Here is a 26,155-nt window from a genome sequence, read left to right as displayed (position 1 = left end):
AGATTAGTTCAGGGCATCCTTCAGTGCTTTTCCAGCCTTAAACTTCGGGGACTTGGAAGCCGCAATCTTCATAGCCTCGCCAGTCTGCGGGTTTCTTCCCTCTCTTGCAGCTCTCTCAGATACCTCGAAGGTTCCGAATCCAACCAGCTGGATCTTCTCGCCCTTCTTCAGCTCCTCTGCTACTACATCTGTGAAAGCCTTCAGAGCCTTCTCTGCGTCCTTCTTGGATAATTCAGTCTTCTCTGCGATAGCAGCAACTAATTCCATTCTGTTCATCTGGTAATTCCTCCTAATAATACTACTACTCTTTTTTGTCGATGATATGTCTGTGTGTGCGTTCTGCCATATCTTCTTTCCTATTTATACCCGTTTCTCAATTATTTGTCAAGGCATTTCGGGTTTTGTTACTCAAATATGGGAGCGATTGCTGCTGCCAGCGCATCCTTCTGTGCCTGGGCTTCTGCCAGATTTTTTCCGAGTGTAGTAAAATAGGTCTTGATCTTCGGCTCGGTTCCGGAGGGACGAACGATGACCTCGGCGCCGCCTTCCAGCTTGTACACCAGAACATTTGCTGCCGGGAGTCCTGTCTCCTCAGGCTTCTTATAATCAGTTACCTTCACTACCGCATAATCGCCGAGCTTTGCAGGCGGATTCTGGCGCAGCCCGTCCATAATGCCGGCCATCTTGTCCATACCGGACAGTCCCGGGAACTCAAAGCTGTCTACCTTGTTCAGATAACGGCCATATTTCTCATAGATCTCCTCCAGACGCTGTTTGATAGAGGAACCAATGCTCCGGTAATAAGCTGCCATCTCACAGATGAGCATGGAACCGATAATCGCGTCCTTGTCACGTACATAGGGGCCTGCCAGATAACCGTAGCTCTCCTCAAAGCCGAAGATAAAGCGGTCTACCTCACCTGCTGCCTCCAGCTGCGCGATCTGGTCTCCAATCCATTTGAAGCCGGTCAGAACGCTTCTCAGCTCCACGCCGTAATTCTTCGCTACCGCATCCGCCAGCGGAGTGGATACGATGGATTTCACCGCCACCGGATTCTTCGGCATGGTGCCCTTCTCGATGCGGCCTGCGCAAATGTAGTCCAGAAGCAGTACGCCCATCTCATTACCGGATACCAGCTCGTAGCTGCCGTCCGGACACTTCATGGCGATACCCACGCGGTCCGCATCCGGGTCAGTGGCCAGCATCAGGTCTGCCTCTGTCTTCTTGGCCAGCTCCAGTCCCAGACGAAGAGCCTCAAAGATCTCCGGGTTCGGGTACGGGCAGGTGGGGAAGTGACCGTCCGGATACTGCTGCTCCGGTACAATGGTCACGTCAGTGATGCCGATATCCTTCAGCACCCTGGTAACCGGCACCAGACCGGAACCGTTCAGCGGGGAGTATACCAGCTTCAGGCCGGATGCAGCGCAGATTCCCGGACGCACGCTGCGGGCCTCGATAGCCTGGTACAGGGCTTCCTTACAGTCGTCGCCCACATATTCAATAAGTCCGGCCTTGATTCCTTCCTCAAAATCCATAACCTTCGCGCCGGTCAGGATATCTGTCTTCTGAATCTCCGTGTATACAATATCAGCCGCCTCGTCCGTCATCTGGCAGCCGTCCGGGCCGTAGGCCTTATAGCCGTTGTATTTCGCCGGATTATGGGACGCGGTCACCATGATACCCGCATTGGCCTCATAATAACGGGTCGCGAAGCTCAGGGCCGGAACCGGCATCAGAGCGTCGTAGATGCGAACCTTGATTCCATTGGCTGCCAGTACGCCGGCTGCTGTCTTCGCGAACACGTCGCTGTTGATACGGCTGTCGTAGCTGATGGCTACCAGCTGCTTGCCGCCCTGGGTCTTTACCCAGTTGGCCAGACCCTGGGTGGCCTGACGAACCACATAGATATTCATACGGTTAGATCCTGCTCCCAGCACGCCGCGCAGGCCTGCAGTACCGAACTTCAGGGCCACTGCGAAGCGATCCTTAATCTCATCGTCCTTACCCTCGATACCCTTCAGTTCCTCTGTCAGAGCCGGATCCTCCAGTTCTGTGTCCATCCAACGCTTATAATCGTCCAAATACATAACTTATACCTCACTCATACAGTTTTTTAGATAGAGTTATCTATGCTTAATTTTAGAATATTTGTACAGCAAAGTCAATGTATCCGGGCATATTTTACAGCACATTTACGATACCCATAACTCTTTTACCATTTTCTTCCTGCGTTCATTCTGGGCCAGGAAAACCTGCAGCTTCTCGGCGCTTTTTTCCGGCACCCAGGCCTTGTTGGTATGGTAATAATGATGCACCAGCTTCCAGGCCTTCTCCGGGTAACAGAGGCTGGCAGCCAGATAGGCCCGCTCCTCCCCGGACAGAGGGCGTTCCCGCTCGTAGGCTGTCAGCATCCGCTCTGCCAGCCCACCGTTCCAGTTGTGCTTCTCCATGATTTTCCGCAGGAACTGGCTCACATCGTTCATCTGCACATTGATTTCAAACCGGGAGAAGTTCACCAGGGCCGTTTCCTGCCGCTGAAGCAGGATATTGTGATGGACATACTCCCCGTGACAGAGGTGTTCGCCATCCACGGCCTGCTGATACAGCTTTTCACTGCCGGAAGCCTTCAGAAGCTCCAGGGCATCCGCTCCATTCTGGAAAATGGTTTCGGCGCACTGAAGATATAAGAGTTCAAACTCGCCCTTTTTCTGCCGGGTGCGGATAAAATTCCGGGCACGCTTCATTTCCCGATTATGCTTTTCTAACTCTTCCGACCGGTCGGCGCCCAGAATCCGGCGGCGCTCCGCCCCTTCTGTGCGCAGAACACCCCGAAGCTCCCGGTGAACCCGGGCCAGCAGACGCATACTTTTCAAAAGCTCTTCCTCATTCTTCGGATCGCATTCCCGCCCCGGCGGCCAGTCCTTGATGATGTAGGGCGTCTCATAGTCGCCGATGGTTACAAGCTCCCCTTCTTTGTTGGCCTGCACCTGATCCACGGCGCAGACGCCGCGCTCCGCCAGAATCCCCAGCACCCGCTGTTCCAGGGGAAGCTTTGCGCGCGAGCCTGCAAATTCCTTTATCATTTTTAAGCCGTCTTTTGTCTCCAACATGATTCCGCCCCGGCCGCCGTAGCTTCGAAGAACCTCCAGATCATACTGCTCCAGGATTTGCAGCGCTTTTTCGTTCACAAAAATCCCCCCGTTCCTTTCAAATCTATGAGGAAACGAGGGGTAATATTCTTTCTAAGAGATATTCTTTTGTATTGTATTCCGGGTGCTCGATAACGGCCTCCAGCATGGCGTTCAGGATGACTCCTAAGGTCGGTCCCGGCTTCACGCCCGCATCTATGAGATCTCGGCCGGTCACGGCCAGATCCTTTAGGGACAGGCAGTTTTGGGCTTCCAGTATCTCTGTATACAGACGCTCGATTTCTGACAGCCGCGCAAGCTTCTCCGGCAGCAGCGCCGGATTCTGGGCCAGCGCATCCGCCCGGGCAAGCTTCAGATAATCCGGAAACAGATCCGCGCCAATCCGGTGAATGGCCCGGCGCACGCCCCGATGATTCAGCGGAAACTGCCGATCATCATGGAACTCCACCAGCCTCACCACTCTTTTGCGGGTGTCGTTGTCAAATTTCAGGCGGCGTAAGATTCCATTTGCCATCTCGGCACCAAGCTTCGCATGCCCGTGAAAATGGTCAATACCCTGCTCATCCGTAGTACGGGTGGCAGGCTTGCCCATATCGTGCAGCAAAGCTGCCCAGCGGAGGGCTTTGTCCTTCTCTACGCCGGTCAGGGTCCGCAGAATGTGTTCACCCACGTTCCAGCAGTGATGGGGATTGTGCTGGGGCGTCTCCATGCAGGCATCGAATTCCGGCAGAATCACCGCCGTAATGCCCGTCTCCCAGACCACGCGGAATACCTCCGGGTGATCCGAGGTCAGAAGCTTCATCAGCTCCACCTGAATCCGCTCGGCGCTGACCTTAGTCAGTCTCGGTGCAAATTCCGCCAGGGCCGCTTTTGTCTCCGCCTCAATCTCAAAATCCAGCTGGGCAGAAAAACGGACTGCCCGCAGGATTCGCAGGGCGTCCTCGGTAAACCGCTCTCTCGGGTCGCCCACACAGCGGATCTGTCCGCGCTCCAGGTCGCCGATACCGCCGAAGGCATCTACCAGACCCTCTTTTTCATTATATGCCATGGCATTGATGGTAAAGTCCCGCCGCTTCAGATCTTCCAGAAGATTTGGCGTGAACAGCACCTGCTCCGGGTGGCGGCCGTCCAGATATTCGCCGTCAATCCGGTAGGTGGTGACCTCGAAGCCTTCTTTTCCGTTCAGGACCGTCACGGTTCCGTGCTGGAGCCCCGTGTCCACCGTTCTGGGAAATAAAGCCTTCACCTGCTCCGGTCTGGCGTTGGTGGTGATATCCCAGTCCGCCGCCTCCCGTCCCAGAATGGCGTCGCGCACACAGCCGCCCACCACATAGGCTTCGTAGCCTGCCTCCGCAAGAGTTGCAATGATTTCATTTGCTTTTTCCGGGATCTGAATTTGCATTTGGTCACCTCATTTCTAATAAAAAAGAATGTGCCGTTGGCACATTCTCGCGCCAAGGCGCGGTTGCTTCAGCAACCATCTACCACTGCGCCGAGTGCGATAATATTTTTTATGGAATAGGGAATTCTATCGGAATTTCCTATTCCATAAAAAAGCGGCCAGAAGGTTTCATCCTCCAGCCGCTTTACTGGCTCATTTATCCATTCGTAATTTTAGTATGCCTTGCCCCAGTAAACAAGCGCCTTCGCAGGCTTTCCGCAGCACACGCAGGTGTCCGCGATGTGATCCTGCTTGAAGGGCATACAACGGGAAGTAGCCGTGGTATCTTCCTTAATCTTGTCCTCGCAGGCCTGATCGCCGCACCACATGGCACGTACGAAGCCCGGCTTCTCATTGACAATCTTTACAAACTCTTCGTAGTTATGAGCGTCGTAGGTATGGGAATCACGATGCTTTCTTGCCTTCTCCAGCATATCGCTCTGCATGGTGGTCAGCACCTCGCCTACCTTCTCGGCCAGCTCCGGCAGGGCAACTACGATCTTCTCACGGGTATCGCGACGGACAATCACAGCCTGATTTGCCTCGATATCCTTCGGTCCGATTTCGATACGTACCGGGATACCCTTCATCTCCTGCTCGGAGAACTTCCAGCCCGGACTCTTGTCGGAATCATCTACCTTTACCTTGAAGCCTGCGTCCGGCAGCGCGGATTTCAGCTCATATGCCTTGTCCAGCACGCCTTCCTTGTGCTGCGCAATCGGGATGACCATAACCTGGGTCGGCGCGATACGCGGCGGCAGAACCAGTCCGCTGTTATCGCCGTGAACCATGATGATGGCTCCGATCAGACGGGTGGTCATACCCCAGGACGTCTGATGTACATACTGAAGGGTGTTGTCTTTTGCTGTATACTGAATACCAAATGCCTTTGCGAAGCCATCGCCGAAGTTGTGGCTGGTACCGGACTGCAGCGCCTTACCGTCGTGCATCAGGGCTTCGATGGTGTAGGTCGCCTCTGCGCCGGCAAATTTCTCCTTATCAGTCTTACGTCCGCGGATAACCGGCATTGCCAACACTTCCTCGCAGAAGTCCGCGTATACGTTCAGCATCTGCTGAGTACGTGCCTCAGCCTCCTCTGCTGTCGCGTGAGCGGTATGACCCTCCTGCCACAGGAATTCGCGGGAGCGCAGGAACGGACGGGTGGTCTTCTCCCAACGCATAACAGAGCACCACTGATTGTATACCTTCGGCAGATCACGATAGGACTGGATCTCTTTGGAATAGAAATCACAGAACAGAGTCTCGGAGGTCGGACGGATGCACATACGCTCCTGCAGCGGCTCCAGTCCGCCGTGGGTTACCCATGCTACCTCAGGCGCAAAGCCCTCCACATGATCCTTCTCCTTCTGAAGCAGGCTCTCCGGAATCAGCATGGGCAGGTAGACATTCTCTACTCCTGTCGCCTTAAAACGCGCGTCCAGCTCCTTCTGAATATTTTCCCAGATCGCGTAGCCTGCCGGCTTGATAACCATGCAGCCCTTTACGCTTGTATAATCGGTCAGTTCCGCTTTTTTCACCACATCGGTGTACCACTGTGCGAAATCCACGTCCATGGAAGTGATCTCTTCGACCAGTTTCTTCTCCTTCGCCATCTTGTTCTCCTTCTCGCCCATCGGGGGTTTTTCTCATTTATTTTCCTCTAACAGTAAGCTGTTATGATTATCACGCCCGGGTAGGCGTATCTTTTTGTATTGTAGTACGGAAATGGCGATTTTGTCAAGGTTTTCGCGGTCTGAGGAGCAATTTGAGTGAAACGGCGAATCCTTATGACCTTAAATAACTTGACCCATCGTAAAATCAATTTCTCTATCGGAATATTATCAATTTAATTACTGCTGATTTTCTGCTAAACAAAACTCCGTAAAAATAATAATAGGGGCAATTTACTTTGACGGATTTTCCATATTTGGGTACAATAGAACTATCTACTTTGATTGGAGGATTCCCATGGACGAACAGGAGATTCAGAAACTGGTGGCCCGGCAGCGGCGGTGTTTCCGGTCGGGTTCGACACTTTCTTATAAAAACCGGATGGCCGCCCTGACCAGACTGGAGCGGCTGGTGACCGAACACGAAAATGAAATTCAGGACGCGCTCCGTCTGGATCTGGGCAAAAGCGCCGCAGAAAGCTATATGTGTGAGACCGGCCTTCTTTTAAACGAAATTCATTATCTGAAGCATCATCTGCGCCTCTGGATGCAGGATCGGATCGTCCCGACGCCGTTGGCGCAGTTTTGCTCGACAAGTTACCAGAAGCCTTCGCCCTACGGCGTAACGCTGATCATGAGTCCCTGGAACTATCCGCTGCTCCTGACCCTGGAGCCGCTGGCAGACGCCCTGGCCGCCGGTAATACGGCGATTTTAAAGCCCAGCGCCTACTCCATTCACACCAGCCGCCTGATGGAGCGTCTGATTCCGGCTTATTTCCCGGCGTCCCGGGTGGCTGTCGTAACCGGGGGACGGGCGGAAAACGCAGCGCTGCTGGAACAGCATTTCGACTATATCTTTTTCACCGGCAGCAAATCGGTGGGCCGCTTCGTCATGGAGAAGGCCGCCGCGCACCTGACTCCGGTGACCCTGGAGCTGGGCGGAAAGAGTCCCTGCATCGTGGACCGTACCGCGGATATCCATGCGGCGGCCCGGCGCATCGTCTTCGGCAAGTTTCTGAACTGCGGACAGACCTGCGTGGCTCCCGACTATATTCTCTGCGATATCCGGGTGAAAAACCGGCTCATAGAAGAGCTGATCCGGCAGATCCGCGCCCAGCTTGGCGAGCGTCCCCTGGAAAATGAGAATTACGGCCATATCATCAATGAAAAACATTTTCTGCGGATCCTGAATCTGATGAATCCGGCTAAGACTGTCTTTGGTGGACGGACAGACGCCGAAGCCTTGAAAATTGAACCCACCATCCTTGACCGGGTCTCCTGGCGGGACGACGTGATGCAGGAGGAAATCTTTGGACCGTTGCTGCCAATTCTGACCTACGATTCCATCGACGAAGTGATTCGCACCATCAACGAGAAGCCCCATCCGCTGGCTCTCTACGTCTTCACCCGGAACCGGAAGCTGGCCAGCCGGGTGCTGACCCGCTGCTCCTTTGGCGGCGGCTGCGTCAATGACACGATCATCCACCTGGCTACGCCGTACATGGGCTTCGGCGGCTTCGGGGAGAGCGGTATGGGCAGTTATCATGGGAAGGCCGGGTTTGAGACCTTTTCCCACCGTAAGAGTATCGTAGATAAGAAGGAATGGCCGGATCTGCCCATGCGGTATCAGCCGTATACGGAAGGAAAGCGGCGGCTGGTGAAAATGTTTCTGCGATAACATCTATTTCGAAGGAGTATCTGCTTCATTTGCCGATGCTCCTTCTTTTTTATCTGCATCCACCCTCTTCCACAATTCCTGAATAATTAGTACTGATAAAGGCCCCAGCACGATCCCGCCCGCTCCGTAGATCTTCACGCCCACATACACACTGGCCAGCACCACCACCGGCAGCAGCTTCAGATGGGCGCCCACCAGCCTGGGCTCCAGAAGCTCCCGGGTCAGGGTGCAAAGACCATAAGTCACAGCTAACACGACAGCCGCCCGATATCGCTTCTGCCAGATGACCAGAATCAGAATCCATGGCACAAACACCGTCCCCGTGCCGAAGATCGGCAGCGCGTCCAGAAAACCGGTGCCGACTCCGGCCAGCAACGGGCTTTTTGCCGTTCCCGAGCTCCAGATTCCAACGGTGCAGATCAGCATCACCAGTCCCATGATGATACACTGGGCATGCAGGTAACGACCAATGGCCCGGGAGATTCCCCGGAGCGCTTCGGACACGTTTTCATAGAAGCTCCACCGCTGTCCCATTTCCCGCAGCTTGTCATAATCACCTGCCAGCAGAATCGCGGCAATTCCCGTCACAAAGGCGCCGGTAAGGAAGCCGCCCAAGACGCGTACCGCCTGCCAGGATCCTCCGAACACACCCGGCAGGAGCTGCTCCCAGGTCTTATCTCCGATACAGGCTGTCTGCTCCTCTACAAACTGCATCATCATCCTGCTGTCTATATGAAGCATACCCCCAAACCGTTCACAGCACTGTGCCAGAAGCTCCCCCACCCGTCCCGGGTAGCTGAAATACACGCACAACCGCCGGATCTGAATATGCAAATTTCGACCCGCCAACGCTCCGGCTGACACAAGCCCTCCTGCTGCCCCTACGAGCAGCACCGCCATGGAAATTCCCGGGCGGATATGAAGCCGTTTCTTTAACCATGCAAGCAGCGGCCTGCACCAGTACACAATCGCTCCCGCGATCAAAAACGGAATCACCAGTGGCGCCAGGTACTTCATTGCAAGCCCGACCGCCACTGCGATTCCGATTTTCTTCCACAAGTTCTGATATTTCCGCACCCATTCCATAAAGCCGCTCCTTTTGCATCCGCTTGAACTGACAGGCCCCGAAAAAGCGAACGGCTTCTCCCTTTTCTGTCCGTCTTAGTATCTGCAAAAAAGAGCGTTTTACGCTGTGGATAACTGATTTACATAAATTTCTGAAACACCGGATTTTCCGGCTTCCGTTCAAATTCCATCCATTTTCCGGTGGACGGATGGCGGAATTTTATCCGATATGCACACAGGGCCGGGAAGGAGTTATCCACATTATCCACATAGTTTTCAACCTTTCCATATTTGCGGTCGCCCACCAGAGGGGTTCCTCTGCCCGCCATCTGCACCCGAATCTGATGATGACGGCCTGTTTCCAGGCGGATTTCCAGCATTTCCAGGTTATCCACCCGCTTTAAAATCCGGTAGCGGAGCACTGCTTTTTTAGCCCCGGCATGTCCCTCTTGTACCATCTCAGAGCGGTTATTTTTCCCGTCCTTCCACAGGTAATCCACGCACTCATTCCAGTTTTCCACCAAGTTTTCCACATTATCCACAGGTTTTCCACAGAACTTTTCCTCATTGGGGACAGGATGTGGACACTTATCCACACTGTGCCGAACCGCCAGATAGGTTTTCTGCATCTCTTTTCCGGCTGACTGCTTACTTAAGGCTGCCGCAGCCTTCGGATTTAACGCAAATACCACCAGTCCCTCCACCGGCTGATCCAGCCGATGAATCAGTCCCAGATAGGGCGCGCCGCCCTTTGGATTCTTCTTATATAAATAATTTTTCAGCAGGCTCTCGCAGTCCTTTGCCCCCACCCGCGCGCTCTGTACCGGTACCCCGGCAGGCTTGCGAATGACCAGCACATCCTTGTCCTCGTAAATGATTTCCAGTTCCTTCATACGCTCTCCGTTTTATCGATAGAAAAAGATTGCCCTCCCGCTTCCGCGCTGAAGGGCAATCTCATTATAACGTTATTTTTCCCCTATCGTCAATGCTTTAAAACCGTCTCCGTGTACTTCATTTGACTCCCAGATAATCATAAAGGATTCCGGATCCAGCCTTTTTACCTGCTGCGTAATCTCAAACATCTGTTTATTATTGCAGACGCAGAGTACCGCATATTTTTTCTCCTGCCGGTATCCGCCCATGACTGGAATAATCGTAGAGCCTCTGTGGCAGCAATCCTCGATTCCATCCGAAATCTTTTTACCATCCTTTGTAATAATCATGGTCATTTTTCCGGCATTTCTTCCGTACATGGTCTTATTGATCACTGCTCCTGCCAGATAATTGATAATCAATCCGTAGATAACGCCTTCTGTATCCCCGAAAATCAGCCAGGTAACGCCAATGACGCTGACTGCGAAAAGGAAGGTAATATTGCCCAAAGGCAGATACGGCTTCTTCGCCTTTAATGCCATAATCAGGAAGTCCGCGCCACCGGTCGAGGAATTCTGCATATAAATCAGCGCGTATCCTACCCCGCCCAAAACGCCGGTGCAAATCGCAGCCAGCATCCGATTTCCCGTAAAAACAGGAAGCAGAGGAGCCACGTAGTCCATCAGCAACGAGGAAATTACCATGCAGCGCACAGACCGCAGAAAAAAACCTTTTCCCAGCATTCGAAAGCAGAGAATCACCACCGGAATATTTAAAAGCACATTGGACAAACCCAGTGGAATCCGGAACAACCGATACAGAATCAATGCGATTCCGGAGAAACCGGTCATGGGAAATTCCGCGGCCGCCGCAAAATTATAAATACTCACGGCGACCAGCAGACTTCCCAGCACCTCCAGAAAAAAGGATTCCCAATTCAGCTTTTTCCCAAACATATCCTTATTTCAGCTCCGGCCAATATCCTTTATTAGCTTCAATCAGTTCATCCAGAATCTGCTTTGCCACAGTAGCGCTGGGTACGGTTTTGGATAAGGTCAGTGCCTGCCACAGCTTATGATAGGAGCCGGTAATCCATGCGTCTACGACCAGTTTTTCCACCGATACCTGCTGCTCCATCAGTCCCTTCTGGAACTGGGGAATCTCACCCATGGCCAGCGGCTCGATACCGTTCTTTCCCACCAGACAGGGCACTTCCACCATGGCTGTCGGATCAAAGTTTGCAATAGCCCCCTTATTTTCCGTAATCAGCAGCATTCTTTCATGGGTATTATTGGCAATTCCGGTTGCCAGATCCACAATGAAGGTTGCGTGATTATCCACATCAAACAAATCATCATGGCAGTGACCGTCCTCCGCCACCTTCCGGCATGCTGTAAATACATCCTTTTCACGGCCATCCATAACCTCGTTCGTACGGGTATAATTCTTATCCGAATGCTTCACTACATAATCCTGGAACAGATAATATTTCAGATAGGTATTCGGCAGATACGCGTCATCCAGTTCCAGAATATCCCGGGCTTTCTGATAAGTTGCGTGCCAGCTGTCACGCTTCGGGTCTGTATACAGAGATTCATCTTCCACGTAGCCGTACTTCCGCACATGCTCTTTCAGACGGGGCATCAGATCGTTTCCTGCTTTATCATGAATCTCCGTCCACCATCCAAAGTGATTCAATCCAAAATACCGCACATCCATCTCTTTTCTGGATTTCAGACCCAGTATAGTCGCCATGTGATTTTCCAGCTCAATAGGCATATCGCAGATATTGATAATTTTGGAATTTGGACGCAGCCGTCTGGTCGCTTCAGCCACAATCGCCGCCGGGTTAGAGTAGTTCAGCATCCAGGCATTCGGAGAATATTTCTCCATATAGTCCAGATTCTCCAGAATTCCACCAATCGAACGCATGCCGTAAGCGATACCGCCCGGGCCACAGGTTTCCTGTCCAACCACGTCGTATTTCAGCGGAATCTTCTCATCCAGCTCGCGCATAGCGTATTTCCCTACACGAATCTGCGCCATGGCAAAGTCGATATCTGTATACGCCTCCTCCGGATTGGTGGATGCCAGGAACTCAATCTCCGGTGCTTTCTCGTGAATAATGATTTCGCATGCTCTGGCAATCACTTCCTGACGCTCCGGATCATTGTCATAAAGCTTGATTTTCCGTAACGGGAAACGATCCAGCTGACTTAACAGCATCAGAACCATACCCGGCGTATACGTACTTCCGCCGCCTACAATCAATACAGAATATTTTTTCATAATATATTTCCTCCTATTTCTTTAATTGCTTTCTGACAGATTCTTTAATAATACCTACGGTCGTTCCGTAAATAATCTGAATGTTCCGATCATCAATAACGCGAATAGCTGTGCAGCCCGTTTTATTCAGCATATCCTTGTCAACAAGGGAACCATCTTTTAATACCACACGCAGACGGGACATACAGGAATCTACCTCCTCAATATTGTCCTTGCCGCCCAGACCCTTGATGATAGTCAGTGCCTTCAGTGTTTTCGGATCCGTCGCTGCATCCACGCTGCTGCCTTCCTCTGAATCATTCGCCTCCTGCAGTGCTTCCAGAGATGCGTCATAATCGCCTCCGCGCCCCGGAGTCTTCACGTTGAATTTCAGGATAAACCAGCGGAAAATTGCATAGTTGGCAATAAATTCGCCAATGGTTACAAAAACACATACCCACCAGTGAGAGTCTGAACGCAAAAGTCCAAATACCACAAATTCAATGATTCCGGAACCGTAACCAATCTGATTTCCGAATAGATACATAAATACCCAGCTTAATCCATAAAGGACTGCATAAATCACATACAGAACCGGAGCCGTAAACAGGAAGATAAATTCCAACGGTTCCGAGATACCTGCAATCATGGCTGTGGTCACACCTGCCAGAATCAGCGGCTTTACCGCTTTTTTCTTATCCGCGTCCGCACACCGGTAAATCGCAAGTCCGATAGCCGGAAGCGCGCCCAGCATCATCGGAATCTGCGGTCCATAGGAGAATTTCACCATTTCACGCAGAGTGGTATTCAACGGAAGTCCCTCTGCCAAATACTGCATGAAGGCCGGTCTCTGACCCTCTACGATACCGGAAGCAAACTCAAATATACCGGACACAGAAGTATCACGTACAACAGAAATCCAGATCTGATGGAGACCGGTGGGAATCAGCAGTCGCTCTACAAAGCCGTACAGCCACAGACCAAAGACGCCCATCTGGTTCAGAATGGTTGCCAGTCCATTGATACCGCGGGAAATAAACACCCATACGAAGGGGAACAGATTTCCCAGAATCATAAAGCTGAACACACTGATAATCGGCACAAACCGTACTCCCTGAAAGAAGGAGAACGCCATCGGGAATTTTACCGTATGGAATTTTTTGTGCAGCACACTGGTCAGAATACCTACCAGAATACCTCCCAGCATACCGGCGTTTACGGTACTGATACCCAGCACCGTGGTCAGACCGTTGCCCGGGAACATGGCTGCGATATTCGGAAAATTATCCACCAGCATTCCCATTCCCGTCAGGAATGACAGATAGCCCACAAAGCCCGCGAAGGCTGCGTATTCCTTATCCTCATCCACCAGCGCAAAGGGCAATGCCACTGCGTACAGCGCCGCGAAATTGCTGACTACGATGCTTCCCATCTGAAGCAGTACCTTAAAGATGTACTGAACCATGGTGTTGCCCAAAAAGGGAGCTGCCGCAATAATATCCCCCGATGTAAAAAACGATGCGACTCCCATTAACAGTGACGCTGACGCAATCAGCGACAGCGGCGTCAGAAATGCTTTTGACAATTTCTGAAAAAATACCATTGTATTTCCTTTCTTCATACCTTTCCCTCCTGATAAACAAAAAGACCTTCTGTCCTGAAACATACAGCCTGAATCCCTGTATTTTCAAGATAGACGGTCTTGCCTCCTGTGAGTAACAATCCTACTGGCCTCTGATCCGAAGAATATGCATAGCCAGATAGGCCGCTTCCTCTTCTGATATGTCATAATCAAAGGTCTCACTTATGAAATTTTTAATTTTTTCAATTATCTCTTCCAGCTTTGGCTCCCTGGCCAACAGCCCCGGATACAGGCCCTCCATAATGCCAAACTGAACCTGTTCCTGATTAAAAATACGTCTTGCCAAAAATTTCAAATGCGTAAGAAATCTACTGTACTCAAAGTCATCCTCCCGGCAGTGAATTCCCATCTCCGCTTCCAGAATTTGCAGAATTCCGTTGGTCAGCACCAGAATATTGTTCACATCTACAGATGGTTCTCCCATTCTGGTATTCACAATATGCAGCGCGAAATACCCCGCCTCATCCTCCGGAAGCGAAATCCCCATTTCCTTTTCTACCAGCTGTTTTCCGTATCGTCCGATCTGATATTCCCTGTTATACAGGAGTTTAATCTCCTGCAGCATCAGATTGGGCAACGGCTCCTGCTTTTTCTGTCGTTCCACCGCAAAGGAAATGTGATCCGCCAGCGCAAATACAAACTGCGGACTCAGCGTACATGCAAGCTCCTTTTCCGCATATTCCTGTATCTGTTCCACCAGTTTAAAAATGCCCGGCTCAATATGCCGGAAAATCTGTTCGTATTTCTGGAAAAACCGATCCCGTATCTGGTATACCTTTTCTATCTTCTTAACCTCTACCGTATCTCCCGGTTTCTTCTGAAATCCGATTCCAGAGCCCATTAGAATAATTTCTTTTTTATTTGCGACTGTCGCAACGGTATTATTGTTAATGACTCTTGTAATTTTCATGCTCTTCCCCTCTTACGCAACTTAAAATGCAAGCACCGCGCTTTTTCCTGCACATACCTCCCCTTTTTTTAAATATTGCAGGGATCCATAGCTTTCGACCTCCGGCACCAGTACCATGGTTACCAGATTGTATCCCTTCTTATAGAGGGCTTCCCGATCCACCAGCACTGCCGGCGTACCGGCTTTCACTGGCTGATGCGCTTTTACCTGCACCTGAAATCCTTCCCCCTTTTCATTCACTGTGTCGATCCCGATGTGAACCAGAATCTCCGGTCCATCCGGAACTCTGACTCCGAAAGCATGACCTGTCTCCATTACAAAGCTTATCTCACCGTCCACAGGAACTACTATCTGATCTTTTTCCGGAATCACTGCTATGCCGTCACCGACCAGTTTTTCCGAAAAGACACCGTCGCCGACTTCTTCCAGGGAAATCGCCCGACCATCTACCGGAGCGTAAATCTCCGTTTGTTGTTTCTTTTTCTTTAAAAATCCAAACATAGAACCTCCGGGTTATCATTGTCTAAAAACAAAAATGGCATGAGTGAAAAATCACTCATGCCTGCAATTCAGTAACACGTGTTATTGAGCATAATATACAACAGTCCCCCGCTTTTGTCAAGTTGTTTTTTACATTTTACTCTTTTTTTGTTCTTCCAATCGATTTACCCCAGGAATTCCGACAGCACCTCCTTCAGCACCTGCTCCTCCTGGGGATTCAGATTTTTCACAACGTTTTTTACCGGCTTCTCCGTCTCCTGCTGCGTCTGTTGTTCCTGCTCCTCCCGGGCTTCCTGCTCAAAATTCGGAAAGCTCTCCGCCGCCCGGGCCGACAGATTGCTGCGCAGCAGCTCCCGCTTGGTATCCTTCACCACCGAACGAATCTCCCGCACGTCCGCCCACAAATAAAGCACCACGATCAACAACACGGCCCAGGCCGCTATCATCACGATTCGAAACATCCTGTCCCCTCCCGTTTTTTTACTTCCGTATGCCTTTTCCATACGGAATTTTTTCTATCTTTTATTATAAAAGGCAGGCAGGTAAATAAAAAGAGCGGGCGCTCGTCATTGCCCGACAGGGACTGACAAGCTTCCCGCTTATGTGACTTTCTATTCTCCGGCAGCAAGTTACCGGCAAACGAGAGAACCTATGCTTCGCGAATTTTACTCGCTGCCCGCGTAAACTAAAATAAGAGAAGTACCTGTATCGCACTTCTCTTATCCTCTTTAGATTCTGACCGCCAATCTAGTATACATCCTCCGGGATCCGGGACACGAAGTCTTCTACCAGCTTCACGCTGTGCTCGATGGCCTGTGCCTCAAAGGTGGGGTAATCCATCGTGGCGCTGTCATCTGCCTTATCGGAAATGGCGCGGACGATGACGAAGGGTACCTTGTTCAAATACGCCGCCTGCGCAATGGCTGCGCCTTCCATCTCGGTGCAGTAGCCTTCCGTCCAGGACGCAATCTCGTTCTTCACGGAACGCTCCGCAATGAACTGATCGCCCGTGACAACCCGTCCCACGAAGACACGGATATCCGGGTTCACTTCCTCGCAGGCTGCTTTCGCCATGGCGATAAGCTCCGGGTCTGCCGGGAAGCTGATCGTATCCATGCGGGGGATCTCGCCTCTGGCATAACCGAACTGCCGCGCGTCCATATCGTGCTGCAGCGCGTCGGATGATACCACGATATCTCCGATATTAATCTCCGCTTTCAGGGAGCCTGCAATTCCTGTATTGATGAGGTGGCTCACATTGAACGCATCCACCAGAATTTGGGCGCACATGCCTGCATTCACCTTGCCGATACCGCTGCGCACCACGACTACCTCACGGCCATTCAAATGCCCCTGATAGAACTCCATGGATGCCTTTTTGACTACTACCTCTATTTCCATTTTCTCTTTTAAGAGAGCAACTTCCTCTTCCATCGCTCCAATAATACCTGTTCTGCCCATAGACGCCTCACTTTCTTTGCTTCTCCGTTCTCTATTTTACCAACACTTGTACGGAATTGCAAGAAAGAATCCTTTTGATACCCGCCGGTCAAAAAAGTCGGCCGGAATTCCTCCGGCCGACTCTTTTCATCACATCACAAAACAACAATCACTGCTTTTTCAAAGTGTGTAGATTTTTTTGATTTTTCAGTTACGTTTTTTGGTTCCTTTACTTTTCCATATTCAGTTGTCTATAAATGATTGGTAGATGGTTTGTCCTTTCCTGCGCCCGGGTATTGGGAGTGGAGCGCGGGTTAGGCGGTAATGACGCCGGCTTTGGTGGTCGTGGATTCGACGGTACTGCCCTTGATTGCAGTGTGCCCACCACGAACACGGTAGTCGTAGCCTTTTGTAACAGAAATATTTGCCTTACTTCCATGACAGGATGTCGTATTCTCTTCCTGGAAATAGTAGCTGGCAATGTTACCAAAATGACTGCCACCATCGGAACTTTCATCCAAATGAAGCCCTACTTTCACGTAATCGCATGTCTTATACGCAGTTGTCGTACCTGATATGCTGACAAGCCCAGAACCAGCTTTCTTAATTCCAGTGGTTCCATCACATAGATAAGTTCCTCTTGCGATTCCATACCAGGTATCAATCGCTTCGTCCTCTGTGTTGACATACTCGTGATATCCCGGCATTTCTTCTGCATGGCTGGTGATGGCTCCCACATTATAAATTCCTCCTACAAGCAGAAGACTCATCAGTGCCATGGCAATTCTTTTTTTGTGCATATGTTTCCCCTCCTTCATATTGCACTTCATTGGTAGTTACATTAAGAATACGAATGAGGGGTTCCATATCAGACATTTTCAAAAATAATTCCCATAATAATTTGTTCAAAATCTTCTAATTCAAAATCTGAAGTGACCGTATAATATGCATTTCCCTGTTGAAATTGAACGGTATATGAATCTGAACCATTTCCTTTATCTACCTGAATAATATCTACCGCCTTATTTAGGTAAAACATATCCATAGTATCTACCACTTCACCGTCAATTGTTTTGTCAAAAACAGAATTTTCATTTTGTTTATTTTCGTATATTATAAATGCTTTATCGGCATACCGAAACTCCATCTGAGCTTCGCCCATTGCTTCATCTATATACACTTTTTTCAAAATCATATCTTGAGGTTTATCGTTTAGCCTCAACGCCTGAATCCCGATCTTATCCTCTATTTCCTGATAAGCCTCTTCCTCTGAAATATCTCTATCCTCTTTGGTCTCTCCATTAATAATCGTTGTATTAAAATCCCCATCCTCACTCCGGTTTTCCACCTTCGGCACGAATAATTTCGCGCCGGTAACGCCTGCACCCATTGCAGCCACCAGGATCGCGGCAGCGGCCACGGCGAGGAGCGTGCGCTTCCGAATCCGGAACGGCTTTTTCGCGGGACCGTTCTCATTTTTACTGATGTTCTTATTCTCTTCCTCGGCTTTAATTCGCCGCATCAGATCGTCGAAGGAATCCTCCGGCATCTCCAGGGCAGCCAGCTCGGGATCCGCTGCTTCATGCTCCTGCAGCCGCTTTTCCAGTTCCTCTGCCTCTTTTTCAAATTCACTGCTTATCCATTCACGGAATTTTTCTTCACTCATATTTCTTTCCTTATCGTAATTCTGATAGTTTTGTGTTTTCCGGTTTCCGTGTGAAATCTATCTGCTCCCCTCTGATTTACAATTGACAGAAGGGATGGAACCTAGCATAATAACCTTAGACAGTTATCTACGGAGGTGTAATTTTGAAACGAATTCTTTTGACCGGCGGCGGAACTGCCGGACATGTAACGCCCAATATCGCGCTGTTGCCGCGGCTTCGCGAGCTCGGCTACGACATTTCCTATATGGGTTCCTACGATGGAATCGAGAAAAAGCTCATTACGGAATTCCAGATTCCTTACTACGGCATCTCTTCCGGTAAGCTGCGCCGGTATTTCGACCTGAAAAACTTCTCGGATCCTTTCAAGGTCCTGAAAGGCTACGGCGAAGCCGTCCGCACCATGAAAAAACTGAAGCCGGATGTGGTATTTTCCAAGGGCGGCTTCGTGTCCGTGCCTGTGGTTCTGGCCGCGAAACACTGTAAAGTTCCCTGTATCATCCACGAATCCGATATGACGCCGGGCCTGGCCAATAAGCTGGCAATTCCGGCTGCCTGGAAGGTCTGCTGTAATTTCCCTGAGACTTTGCAGTATCTGCCCAAGGACAAGGCGGTCCTCTCCGGCTCTCCCATCCGCCAGGAGCTGCTGCACGGCGACGCTCTGGCCGCGCGGAGGTTCACCGGTCTCGCCGATGACAAGCCCGTCATTCTGGTTATGGGCGGAAGTCTGGGCGCTGCAGCTGTCAATGAGGCGGTCCGCAAGATTCTTCCCACCCTGCTGAAGGATTTCCATGTGATCCATCTCTGCGGCAAGGGAAAACTGGACGCTTCTCTGTCCGGTCTCTCCGGCTATGTACAGTATGAGTACATTAACGAGGAGCTGAAGGATCTGTTCGCTCTGGCGGATCTGGTCATCTCCCGGGCGGGCGCCAACTCCATCTGCGAGCTGCTGGCCCTTCACAAACCGAACCTGCTGATTCCGCTCTCCTCTGCAGCCAGCCGGGGCGATCAGATTCTCAATGCTCGTTCCTTCGAGAAACAGGGCTTTAGTCTGGTTCTGGAAGAAGAGACGCTCACCAATGAGCTTCTGCTCCAGACAGTCCGCAGACTCTACACAGAGCGCGTTTCCTTCTCCGAGGCCATGAAAGCCAGCCGTCAGACCGATTCCATCGATACGATCATCGGGCTCATCGAAGAGGCTGCTGCCCGTTAGGGTAGGCCCCAATTGTTTTCTTTGCGGCGGAAATCTATATTTCCGCCGCTGTATTATTTATTTTTCCTTTACATCCTGAAACCTGGCCTTCAGCCATTTCTTACATCGTCTCAGATAGGTATCCACCGTACCGACCGGGAATCCGGTCCGTTCCGCGATTTCCTTCTTCGACATTCCAAAATCATCAAAAAGTATCAACATTTCGTACCAGTCCTCATTCTTCTCACGCACTGCGCGCAGAATGTGCAGACACCGATTCTGATTATCCATCTCTGCCGCGTGATATTCCAGAGGATTTTCCGCGCTGCTTACCACCACATCGCTGTTTTTCTCAACGATTTCGTAGTACTTTTTATTGCGACGCAGCCAATCACATGTTTTATTATAGGACACTACCAGCATCCAGCCTTTTGCTTTCTCCTCTTCTATTCTGTCACGGTAACTGTATAATTTCAGAAATGTTTCCTGACAGATATCCTGTGCCAAATAATAATCTTTCGTCATATCATAGACTTGCCGAAGTATCAGGTTTTTATATTTTTCGTGCAGTTCACGAAATTTTTCTTCACTAATCCCCATGCATTTCCCCTGAATTCGGCTTTTTAATTATCTTTTAACAGCTCCACAAGTTCCTCTTTCGCGTCGTCTGTCAGCGCTCCCTGTTTCCATCCGATTCCTGCTCCGTCATTCTCGTAACGCGGAATCAGATGCATATGAAAATGGAATACGGTCTGACCGGCTGCTTCTCCGTTGTTCTGAACCAGATTCAATCCATCGCAGCCCAGCTTCTCCTTCATCCGGCTTCCGATTTTCTTTGCCAGCAGAATAGCCTTCTCTGCGTGCTCTTCATCCAACTCCAAAAGATTCGCAAAGTGATCCTTCGGTACCAAAAGCGCATGCCCTCTGGTGGCCGGATTCAGATCCAGAAACGCCCGAAAGTCGTCATCCTCATAAATCGTAGCGGACGGAATCTCTCCATTCGCAATTTTACAGAAAATACAATCATCATGTCTCATTATCATGCTTCCTCCTTTTGTCGAATTTTAAGCTTTTTTGTTTTTATTTGTTGGCGGAATCCATATTGTCACATCCCCGTCCCCATGCTACACTTAGTTACAGGAGTGGTACAAACTATGGATGAACTTAACCTTACTATCGCAAAAATCACACACGAAATACGTAACCCGCTGACTTTAATCAACAGCTCGCTTCAGTTGATTGAGACGATGCACCCTGAGGTGCGGGATTTCCAGTTCTGGAATCAGACCCTGGAAGATGTGGACTATCTGGGACAGCTTCTGGAAGACCTGGCCGCGTATACAGACGGGCGCCGTTTCTTCATGTGCGAGGTGGATATGAAAGAACTGTTTACCTCACTGGAAAGCAGTCTCCAGCCTTACATACAGGAGCATGGGAAACATTTTTCCCTCCATCTGCCTGCGCACCTTCCCACGGTATTTGGAAACCCTGTGAAATTGAAACAGGCCTTTCTGAATCTTCTCAAAAATGCCTTTGAGGCCACCGATGAAAGCGGCTGTGTCTCACTGTCTGCCAGAAAATATCTGGATCAGCTCATTATCCGCATCTCTGACGACGGCTGCGGTATGACGCCGGAAGCTGCCGCGGAGCTTTTTACCCCCTTTGCTTCCGGTAAGACCGGCGGAACCGGTCTTGGTCTGGCAATTACCCAGAAAATTGTGAAGGCCCATTACGGAACCATCGAAGTCGCCTCTACTCCCCAGCGAGGTACGACTTTTACCATCACACTTCCTCATTTATAGGGATATTTTAGTATACGATTTTATATAACGCAAGTAAATTTTTGTAAAACTCAGATTATTTCTGAAATGTCAACGGCCCTGCACTTGCTGGGCCGCTTTTTTGTCGTCATTTTGTAACATCTTTAAAATTTCATTATCTGGTTTACTTCAGATATAAATACGGTTGCTCCGCCAATTTTCAGGGTCTTCTCAGCCTGCACCATCATGTTGCCATTGTACTCCCATACTTCGCAGATTTCTTTCCGTTCGGTGCAGCTTTCCTGAATGTACGTTAGTATCCGCTCCTGCTGTTCTTCCTCCACACAGATGAACAGAGTCACGTTCTTCTTGTTGGAATAGAGACCAGACGTCTCGAACTTCGTGGCACGAATCTGGTTCTGAATCAACCGGGTCGCCAGCTTCGCGTAATCCTGATCCTGCACAATTACCATCATCAGTTTCATATTTTCTTCCTCCTGACCGCCGGGACGGCACTCTTTTCCCTATAGCCCCAGTATAACGGAGATGGCCAAAAATTACAATCTCCAGCTTAGAAGAAAACGTGTATTATCTCAGCCCCCCGTTTCCAGGCACAAAAAAAGCACCGACCCCGCAGTCATCTGCAAAACCGATACTTTAGAGTGCGCGATCAGGGGTTCGAACCCTGGACACCCTGATTAAGAGTCAGGTGCTCTGCCAGCTGAGCTAATCGCGCATATTTTGTTCGTTTTGGGCTGTCCCTCAACGCAAGATTTATTATACTGCATGGTTTTCAAAAATGCAAGCACTTTTTTTCATTTTTCTTGATTTTTTTTTCGATTTTGTTTACAATGTAAAAAAACCGCGTATTTATAAGGTTTTTCGAGTCTCCGGAATTTAGAAACAACTACGTTTCTGAGTGATTTCCTATTCCGGGAACCCAAAAACCATAAAAAATCATTTCTATGTATCTGAAAAAATACACTGTTTACGTACAAAAAGGAGGACTATTTTGAGACTGAAACATGTTAAAGGAGCCGAAGAAGCCATTGCCGCTAATGAATATGTCGTTCACGACGCCAAAGAGCGTCCGGGGAAGTGGCAGGAGCTTTTCGGAAACGATCATCCGATTCATATAGAGATTGGTATGGGAAAAGGACAGTTCCTGATGGAGCTGGCCAGACGGAATCCGGATATTAATTATTTGGGCATGGAGCGCTATAGCAGCGTGCTGCTGCGGGCGCTGCAGAAGATGGAAGAAGAACCGCTGCCGAATCTGTATTTCCTCTGCGAGGACGCGGCGGAGCTGCCGGAGATGTTCGCGAATGGAGAACTGAACCGGATCTATCTGAATTTTTCCGATCCCTGGCCCAAGGCACGGCACGCAAAGCGACGCCTGACTTCCACGGAGTTCCTGGCGCGCTACAATCTGGTGCTGGCGGCGGATGGTCAGATTGAATTCAAGACCGACAATATGGATTTGTTCGATTTCTCACTGGAGAGCGTGGAGGAAGCCGGATGGAAGCTTGTGGGCTGCTCCAGGGATCTACATCATGATCCAACCATGAATGAGGGCAATATCATGACGGAGTACGAGGAGAAGTTTTCAGCAAAGGGTAACCCCATCTATAAACTGGTTGCCATCCGGTAGGTATTTATTGCAGCCATAATTTCTAAGCTTCTTACACTGCCATGATACTCTAAATACTTTGGCTTAGAGTATCATGGCATACTTTTTTGTTTATTTCCCATCGCTTGTATTCCCTGATTTTTTCACAATTATCAGACAATACCAATTATATTTCGACATTGCAAAAGTCAAGTCTGTTTTCCACTTTATTTTCGTCTTATGCAGTTTTATTCAATCTGTACAGAACGTTTGTTTTTAAAAATACTATGTAAACCTGGGTTTTACACATCCAAAAATGTGGATAATGTGGATAACTTGGTTGATAACTTTATTTTATGGGCTTTTTTGTCCGTTTTTATGTGGATATCTTTTTCACTTATCCACGTGGATTCGTGCATATTTTTATGAAAGGTGGATTTCTTTGTGCAATCTGTAACCGGGTCCGTATATGGGTAACATAAAATTGTGTATGGGTGTCTGATAATTGTAGTATGTTGTCTGATTTTAATTCAGTCCGGCGTGCAGCCAGGGCTTCTCTCTATGGAAAACACCAAGAGGCGGGAACCATTTCGGATTCCCGCCTCTTTAGATTTTATACTATTGGAAATTAAAAAATACGTCTTACACAGATAACGCTCTTATAGTTCGCCGGAGAGGTGTACTTGATTCCAGTGGCCGGTGTGCTGGCATGTACTACGGTGTTATTGCCACAGTAGATAGCTACATGACCACTGTAGCAGAGGATATCACCCGGCTGTGCCTCGGAAAGGCTTACGCCGTATCCTACGCTTCTCATGGCGCTGGAAGAATGGGGCAGACTCACACCGAAGTGCGCGTATACACCCATAACAAAGCCGGAGCAGTCTGTTCCGTTGGTGAGGCTTGTGCCGCCGTATACGTACGGATTACCCACAAACTGACTTGCATAGCTGACTACGGAATTGCCGCTGCTGCTTCCGGAACCGCTGCCTACAACCGCGTTTGAACTGCTGTCGGACTTGGTCTTCGCTGCTGCTGCCTCGGCCTTCTTCTTACCTTCCTCTTTCGCTGCCTCTTCCTTGGCCAGACGCGCTTCCTCTTCTGCCTTGGATTCCGCCTGTACGAAATCGGTTCTCAAATCTACATAATCGGTGGATACCCAGCCGTCGCCTTCCTCGATGGATACCTTTACAAAGCCTTCCTGCTCATCGGTAACGGTTAACTCCTCACCTTCACCAATCAATCCCAGGACGCTGGCGTCTGTGGTGGCGTCTGTTCTGACACGCAGAGTCTGGGTGGTGACAGTCGCCACACGCTTGCCGACCTCTTTGGCCAGCTCCTCTGCCTCGTCGCCGGTCACTACATAATCAGCCTTCACATAACCGGTCACGCTGCCGGATGTAATCTTGTACCAGCCGTTCTCTTCTCCGTCCACAGTTCCGGCGGACTTATCGTAAAGCTTTCCGACGATCTCACTGTCCTCGCCGGCTTCACTTCTGACATTTACGTAATCATTTACCTTCGCAATGCAGATACCGTCGAACTCTGACGGAGTCATGTCCTCCAGCACCTTCTCATCTGCCTCCGGATCTGCTGCCTGAGCCTCTGACATAACGGAAGCAATTCCTTCCTCTGACGCCAGTGACAGGCTGCTTGCCTCCGCGCGGATTTCGCTGAAGCTAAAGCAAAGCGCTCCTGCAAGACATATCATTGCAAACTTGTGCATGCTATCGTTCCTCCAATGTTATCTGTAGCAGCTCTACGTCCTTCTCATTACACAGAGCTGTTGTTCTTCACTCAAAAGTTTAAATGTTACAAATTTATTAAAACTTATGACTGAATTATAACAGCATGATTATTGTTTGTCAACCTTATCCAGATATTCTTCCGGAGTTATTTTACGCTTCATAATATGACTCGCCGGATTTTCTCTGCAGGGCGCAGGGCTTCATTTTCCGCAAAACTATCATATTTTTCCATTGACATTCCCGGGAAATTTGCTAAAATAAAAGAAACAGTAACCGTTATTATTATCAAATAAAGGAGGGTTTTATGCCAGCTTTAAAATACAGCCGCCAGCGGGAGTCTATCAAGCGCTTTTTGTTGTCCCGGTATGACCACCCCACCGCAGATACCATCTATCTGCACGTAAAGGAGGAATTTCCGAATATCAGCCTCGGCACTGTCTACCGCAACCTGGCGCTGTTGACGGATCTGGGAGAGATTATCAAGATTACCACCGACGGAGCCGACCGCTTCGACGGACATGTGGCGCCCCACTCTCATTTTATATGCAGGAAATGCCATGCGCTCTTTGACATCCATATGGACGACGAGGCCTTTATCGATGAGAAGGCCCAGAACGTATTTCCGGGAATCATCGAAGGGCATACGGTACAGTATTTCGGGCTCTGTGAGGAATGCGCGAAGATACATACGTCCTGATGCCGTTTCTTCTATATATTATAGGAAATGAGATAGCGAAGGATTTAAAATTTATTGATAATAATTTTTAAATAATGCTTGACGAAATCAGGAACGTATGCTATATTAATATCAGTAACAGGAATTGTTACTGATTTAGTAAAAAATAACTGACAATCTTAAATATCAAAAAAGAAAAGGAGAACACGATTATGAAGACATGGGTATGTACAGTATGTGGTTACGTTTGGGAAGGCGAGACAGCACCGGAGAAATGTCCGCAGTGTGGCGTTCCGGCATCTAAGTTCAAGGAGCAGGCTGAGGGGCTTACCTGGGCAGCTGAGCATGAGGTAGGCGTTGCACAGGGCGTAAGCGAAGATATCCTTGCAGACCTTCGCGCAAACTTCAACGGCGAGTGCTCTGAGGTTGGTATGTATCTGGCAATGGCTCGCGTAGCTCACAGAGAGGGTTATCCGGAAATCGGTCTCTACTGGGAGAAGGCAGCTTACGAAGAGGCTGAGCACGCTGCAAAATTCGCAGAGCTGCTCGGTGAGGTAGTTACCCCCAGCACCAAGAAGAACCTGGAGCTGAGAGTCGCTGCAGAGCACGGCGCAACCGAGGGCAAATTCGACCTGGCAAAGCGCGCAAAGGCTGCTAACCTGGATGCTATTCATGATACCGTTCATGAGATGGCTAAGGACGAAGCCCGCCACGGCAAAGCATTCGAGGGTCTGTTGAAGAGATACTTTGGCTAAGCTATAAGGCATGCAAAAATGTAAGGAAATGACCAAGAGGGAGCTCGCTCCCTCTTGGTCATTTTTTTACATTTTTATAGGGCGCCAGCCCGACAGTGAGATGCAGCGCAGCGG

The 26,155-nt window shown here is 49.8% G+C and carries 26 protein-coding genes and 1 tRNA gene; 6 read left to right on the top strand and 21 right to left on the bottom strand.

The annotated features are described in order from the left end of the window. Nucleotides 1–3: 3 nt before the first annotated feature. From WMO29_RS11575 to proS, 5 genes are all read right to left on the bottom strand, one after another. Complete coding sequence (locus tag WMO29_RS11575; RefSeq protein ID WP_349164958.1) at nt 4–324, bottom strand: HU family DNA-binding protein; 321 nt, start codon at nt 322–324, stop codon at nt 4–6. Nucleotides 325–404: 80 nt separating this feature from the next. Next, on the bottom strand, nt 405–2,087 hold the full coding sequence (locus WMO29_RS11570) for a phospho-sugar mutase (protein WP_349164894.1): 1,683 nt from the start codon (nt 2,085–2,087) through the stop codon (nt 405–407). Between the two features lie 105 nt (nt 2,088–2,192). Beyond that, complete coding sequence (locus tag WMO29_RS11565; RefSeq protein ID WP_349164893.1) at nt 2,193–3,188, bottom strand: phosphotransferase; 996 nt, start codon at nt 3,186–3,188, stop codon at nt 2,193–2,195. Between the two features lie 25 nt (nt 3,189–3,213). Then, entirely contained in the window at nt 3,214–4,551 is a 1,338-nt protein-coding gene (locus WMO29_RS11560) for a CCA tRNA nucleotidyltransferase (RefSeq protein WP_349164892.1), read from the bottom strand. 212 nt (nt 4,552–4,763) lie between these two features. Next, on the bottom strand, nt 4,764–6,203 hold the full coding sequence (gene proS / locus WMO29_RS11555) for a proline--tRNA ligase (protein ID WP_349164891.1): 1,440 nt from the start codon (nt 6,201–6,203) through the stop codon (nt 4,764–4,766). 355 nt (nt 6,204–6,558) lie between these two features. On the opposite strand from proS, the gene WMO29_RS11550 reads away from it, so the two are divergent. Beyond that, the gene (locus WMO29_RS11550; protein ID WP_349164890.1) at nt 6,559–7,938 is read left to right on the top strand and encodes an aldehyde dehydrogenase; all 1,380 of its coding nucleotides are present in this window, start codon (nt 6,559–6,561) and stop codon (nt 7,936–7,938) included. Nucleotides 7,939–7,941: 3 nt separating this feature from the next. Here WMO29_RS11550 and WMO29_RS11545 read toward each other — a convergent pair whose 3' ends face one another. From WMO29_RS11545 to WMO29_RS11495, 11 genes are all read right to left on the bottom strand, one after another. Further along, nucleotides 7,942–9,024: an AI-2E family transporter gene (locus WMO29_RS11545; RefSeq protein ID WP_349164889.1), complete on the bottom strand. Its 1,083-nt coding sequence runs from the start codon at nt 9,022–9,024 to the stop codon at nt 7,942–7,944. Between the two features lie 119 nt (nt 9,025–9,143). Beyond that, nucleotides 9,144–9,896 (bottom strand): RluA family pseudouridine synthase, encoded by a 753-nt coding sequence (locus WMO29_RS11540; protein ID WP_349164888.1) that lies wholly within the window; start codon nt 9,894–9,896, stop codon nt 9,144–9,146. 72 nt (nt 9,897–9,968) lie between these two features. After that, nucleotides 9,969–10,832 (bottom strand): YitT family protein, encoded by an 864-nt coding sequence (locus WMO29_RS11535; protein WP_349164887.1) that lies wholly within the window; start codon nt 10,830–10,832, stop codon nt 9,969–9,971. A 4-nt stretch (nt 10,833–10,836) separates the two neighbouring features. Next, a complete protein-coding gene (locus WMO29_RS11530; protein WP_349164886.1) occupies nt 10,837–12,165 on the bottom strand; it encodes a 6-phospho-alpha-glucosidase in 1,329 nt (442 codons plus the stop codon). A gap of 13 nt (nt 12,166–12,178) precedes the next feature. Continuing rightward, entirely contained in the window at nt 12,179–13,765 is a 1,587-nt protein-coding gene (locus WMO29_RS11525; protein ID WP_349164885.1) for a PTS transporter subunit EIIC, read from the bottom strand. Between the two features lie 103 nt (nt 13,766–13,868). Further along, the gene (locus WMO29_RS11520; RefSeq protein WP_349164884.1) at nt 13,869–14,696 is read right to left on the bottom strand and encodes a PRD domain-containing protein; all 828 of its coding nucleotides are present in this window, start codon (nt 14,694–14,696) and stop codon (nt 13,869–13,871) included. 21 nt (nt 14,697–14,717) lie between these two features. Next, nucleotides 14,718–15,197, bottom strand: a complete 480-nt coding sequence (locus tag WMO29_RS11515; RefSeq protein ID WP_349164883.1) for a PTS sugar transporter subunit IIA — start codon at nt 15,195–15,197, stop codon at nt 14,718–14,720. Nucleotides 15,198–15,361: 164 nt separating this feature from the next. Further along, nucleotides 15,362–15,658 (bottom strand): hypothetical protein, encoded by a 297-nt coding sequence (locus WMO29_RS11510; protein ID WP_349164882.1) that lies wholly within the window; start codon nt 15,656–15,658, stop codon nt 15,362–15,364. A 286-nt stretch (nt 15,659–15,944) separates the two neighbouring features. Then, nucleotides 15,945–16,658 carry a 5'-methylthioadenosine/adenosylhomocysteine nucleosidase gene (locus WMO29_RS11505; protein WP_349164881.1) on the bottom strand — a complete coding sequence of 238 codons (714 nt, stop codon included), beginning with the start codon at nt 16,656–16,658 and terminating at the stop codon, nt 15,945–15,947. 293 nt (nt 16,659–16,951) lie between these two features. After that, on the bottom strand, nt 16,952–17,437 hold the full coding sequence (locus WMO29_RS11500) for a DUF6147 family protein (RefSeq protein WP_349164880.1): 486 nt from the start codon (nt 17,435–17,437) through the stop codon (nt 16,952–16,954). 68 nt (nt 17,438–17,505) lie between these two features. Further along, complete coding sequence (locus WMO29_RS11495; protein ID WP_349164879.1) at nt 17,506–18,303, bottom strand: hypothetical protein; 798 nt, start codon at nt 18,301–18,303, stop codon at nt 17,506–17,508. A 143-nt stretch (nt 18,304–18,446) separates the two neighbouring features. On the opposite strand from WMO29_RS11495, the gene murG reads away from it, so the two are divergent. Next, complete coding sequence (gene murG, locus WMO29_RS11490) at nt 18,447–19,514, top strand: undecaprenyldiphospho-muramoylpentapeptide beta-N-acetylglucosaminyltransferase (RefSeq protein WP_349164878.1); 1,068 nt, start codon at nt 18,447–18,449, stop codon at nt 19,512–19,514. A gap of 57 nt (nt 19,515–19,571) precedes the next feature. Here the strand turns inward: murG and WMO29_RS11485 are convergent, their stop codons facing one another. Together WMO29_RS11485 and WMO29_RS11480 are read right to left on the bottom strand one after the other, a co-directional pair. Beyond that, complete coding sequence (locus WMO29_RS11485; protein WP_349164877.1) at nt 19,572–20,093, bottom strand: RNA polymerase sigma factor; 522 nt, start codon at nt 20,091–20,093, stop codon at nt 19,572–19,574. A 23-nt stretch (nt 20,094–20,116) separates the two neighbouring features. Next, nucleotides 20,117–20,530, bottom strand: coding sequence for an HIT family protein (locus WMO29_RS11480; RefSeq protein WP_349164957.1), 414 nt, complete (start codon nt 20,528–20,530; stop codon nt 20,117–20,119). Nucleotides 20,531–20,647: 117 nt separating this feature from the next. On the opposite strand from WMO29_RS11480, the gene WMO29_RS11475 reads away from it, so the two are divergent. Further along, nucleotides 20,648–21,295 (top strand): ATP-binding protein, encoded by a 648-nt coding sequence (locus tag WMO29_RS11475; protein ID WP_178038974.1) that lies wholly within the window; start codon nt 20,648–20,650, stop codon nt 21,293–21,295. A gap of 122 nt (nt 21,296–21,417) precedes the next feature. Here WMO29_RS11475 and WMO29_RS11470 read toward each other — a convergent pair whose 3' ends face one another. Both WMO29_RS11470 and WMO29_RS11465 read right to left on the bottom strand, forming a co-directional pair. Further along, complete coding sequence (locus WMO29_RS11470) at nt 21,418–21,738, bottom strand: cyclic-di-AMP receptor (RefSeq protein ID WP_349164876.1); 321 nt, start codon at nt 21,736–21,738, stop codon at nt 21,418–21,420. 178 nt (nt 21,739–21,916) lie between these two features. After that, nucleotides 21,917–21,989, bottom strand: a tRNA-Lys gene (locus WMO29_RS11465). A 276-nt stretch (nt 21,990–22,265) separates the two neighbouring features. Between WMO29_RS11465 and trmB the strand changes: the two genes are divergently transcribed. Beyond that, nucleotides 22,266–22,904, top strand: coding sequence for a tRNA (guanosine(46)-N7)-methyltransferase TrmB (gene trmB / locus WMO29_RS11460; protein WP_178038972.1), 639 nt, complete (start codon nt 22,266–22,268; stop codon nt 22,902–22,904). A gap of 586 nt (nt 22,905–23,490) precedes the next feature. On the opposite strand, the gene WMO29_RS11455 is transcribed toward trmB, so the two are convergent. Continuing rightward, nucleotides 23,491–24,588, bottom strand: coding sequence for a C40 family peptidase (locus WMO29_RS11455; protein ID WP_349164875.1), 1,098 nt, complete (start codon nt 24,586–24,588; stop codon nt 23,491–23,493). 326 nt (nt 24,589–24,914) lie between these two features. Here WMO29_RS11455 and WMO29_RS11450 point away from each other — a divergent pair, with 326 nt between their 5' ends. Continuing rightward, nucleotides 24,915–25,307 (top strand): transcriptional repressor, encoded by a 393-nt coding sequence (locus tag WMO29_RS11450; RefSeq protein ID WP_178038970.1) that lies wholly within the window; start codon nt 24,915–24,917, stop codon nt 25,305–25,307. 191 nt (nt 25,308–25,498) lie between these two features. Further along, the gene (locus WMO29_RS11445) at nt 25,499–26,041 is read left to right on the top strand and encodes a rubredoxin-like domain-containing protein (protein WP_178038969.1); all 543 of its coding nucleotides are present in this window, start codon (nt 25,499–25,501) and stop codon (nt 26,039–26,041) included. Nucleotides 26,042–26,155 lie beyond the last annotated feature (114 nt).

Source organism: Laedolimicola intestinihominis (assembly GCF_040096155.1).
Taxonomy (GTDB): domain Bacteria; phylum Bacillota; class Clostridia; order Lachnospirales; family Lachnospiraceae; genus Laedolimicola; species Laedolimicola intestinihominis.
This window is presented reverse-complemented; position numbering and strand designations above follow the sequence as displayed.

Excerpts from the sequence above, each read along its gene's own strand:
- WMO29_RS11570 (WP_349164894.1), bottom strand. The coding sequence starts at position 2,087 with ATGTATTTGGACGATTATAAGCGTTGGATGGACACAGAACTGGAGGAT.
- WMO29_RS11560 (WP_349164892.1), bottom strand. The coding sequence starts at position 4,551 with ATGCAAATTCAGATCCCGGAAAAAGCAAATGAAATCATTGCAACTCTT.
- proS (WP_349164891.1), bottom strand. The coding sequence starts at position 6,203 with ATGGCGAAGGAGAAGAAACTGGTCGAAGAGATCACTTCCATGGACGTG.
- WMO29_RS11550 (WP_349164890.1), top strand. The coding sequence starts at position 6,559 with ATGGACGAACAGGAGATTCAGAAACTGGTGGCCCGGCAGCGGCGGTGT.
- WMO29_RS11545 (WP_349164889.1), bottom strand. The coding sequence starts at position 9,024 with ATGGAATGGGTGCGGAAATATCAGAACTTGTGGAAGAAAATCGGAATC.
- WMO29_RS11540 (WP_349164888.1), bottom strand. The coding sequence starts at position 9,896 with ATGAAGGAACTGGAAATCATTTACGAGGACAAGGATGTGCTGGTCATT.
- WMO29_RS11535 (WP_349164887.1), bottom strand. The coding sequence starts at position 10,832 with ATGTTTGGGAAAAAGCTGAATTGGGAATCCTTTTTTCTGGAGGTGCTG.
- WMO29_RS11530 (WP_349164886.1), bottom strand. The coding sequence starts at position 12,165 with ATGAAAAAATATTCTGTATTGATTGTAGGCGGCGGAAGTACGTATACG.
- WMO29_RS11525 (WP_349164885.1), bottom strand. The coding sequence starts at position 13,765 with ATGAAGAAAGGAAATACAATGGTATTTTTTCAGAAATTGTCAAAAGCA.
- WMO29_RS11520 (WP_349164884.1), bottom strand. The coding sequence starts at position 14,696 with ATGAAAATTACAAGAGTCATTAACAATAATACCGTTGCGACAGTCGCA.
- WMO29_RS11515 (WP_349164883.1), bottom strand. The coding sequence starts at position 15,197 with ATGTTTGGATTTTTAAAGAAAAAGAAACAACAAACGGAGATTTACGCT.
- WMO29_RS11510 (WP_349164882.1), bottom strand. The coding sequence starts at position 15,658 with ATGTTTCGAATCGTGATGATAGCGGCCTGGGCCGTGTTGTTGATCGTG.
- WMO29_RS11505 (WP_349164881.1), bottom strand. The coding sequence starts at position 16,658 with ATGGGCAGAACAGGTATTATTGGAGCGATGGAAGAGGAAGTTGCTCTC.
- WMO29_RS11500 (WP_349164880.1), bottom strand. The coding sequence starts at position 17,437 with ATGCACAAAAAAAGAATTGCCATGGCACTGATGAGTCTTCTGCTTGTA.
- WMO29_RS11495 (WP_349164879.1), bottom strand. The coding sequence starts at position 18,303 with ATGAGTGAAGAAAAATTCCGTGAATGGATAAGCAGTGAATTTGAAAAA.
- WMO29_RS11485 (WP_349164877.1), bottom strand. The coding sequence starts at position 20,093 with ATGGGGATTAGTGAAGAAAAATTTCGTGAACTGCACGAAAAATATAAA.
- WMO29_RS11480 (WP_349164957.1), bottom strand. The coding sequence starts at position 20,530 with ATGAGACATGATGATTGTATTTTCTGTAAAATTGCGAATGGAGAGATT.
- WMO29_RS11475 (WP_178038974.1), top strand. The coding sequence starts at position 20,648 with ATGGATGAACTTAACCTTACTATCGCAAAAATCACACACGAAATACGT.
- WMO29_RS11470 (WP_349164876.1), bottom strand. The coding sequence starts at position 21,738 with ATGAAACTGATGATGGTAATTGTGCAGGATCAGGATTACGCGAAGCTG.
- WMO29_RS11455 (WP_349164875.1), bottom strand. The coding sequence starts at position 24,588 with ATGCACAAGTTTGCAATGATATGTCTTGCAGGAGCGCTTTGCTTTAGC.
- WMO29_RS11450 (WP_178038970.1), top strand. The coding sequence starts at position 24,915 with ATGCCAGCTTTAAAATACAGCCGCCAGCGGGAGTCTATCAAGCGCTTT.
- WMO29_RS11445 (WP_178038969.1), top strand. The coding sequence starts at position 25,499 with ATGAAGACATGGGTATGTACAGTATGTGGTTACGTTTGGGAAGGCGAG.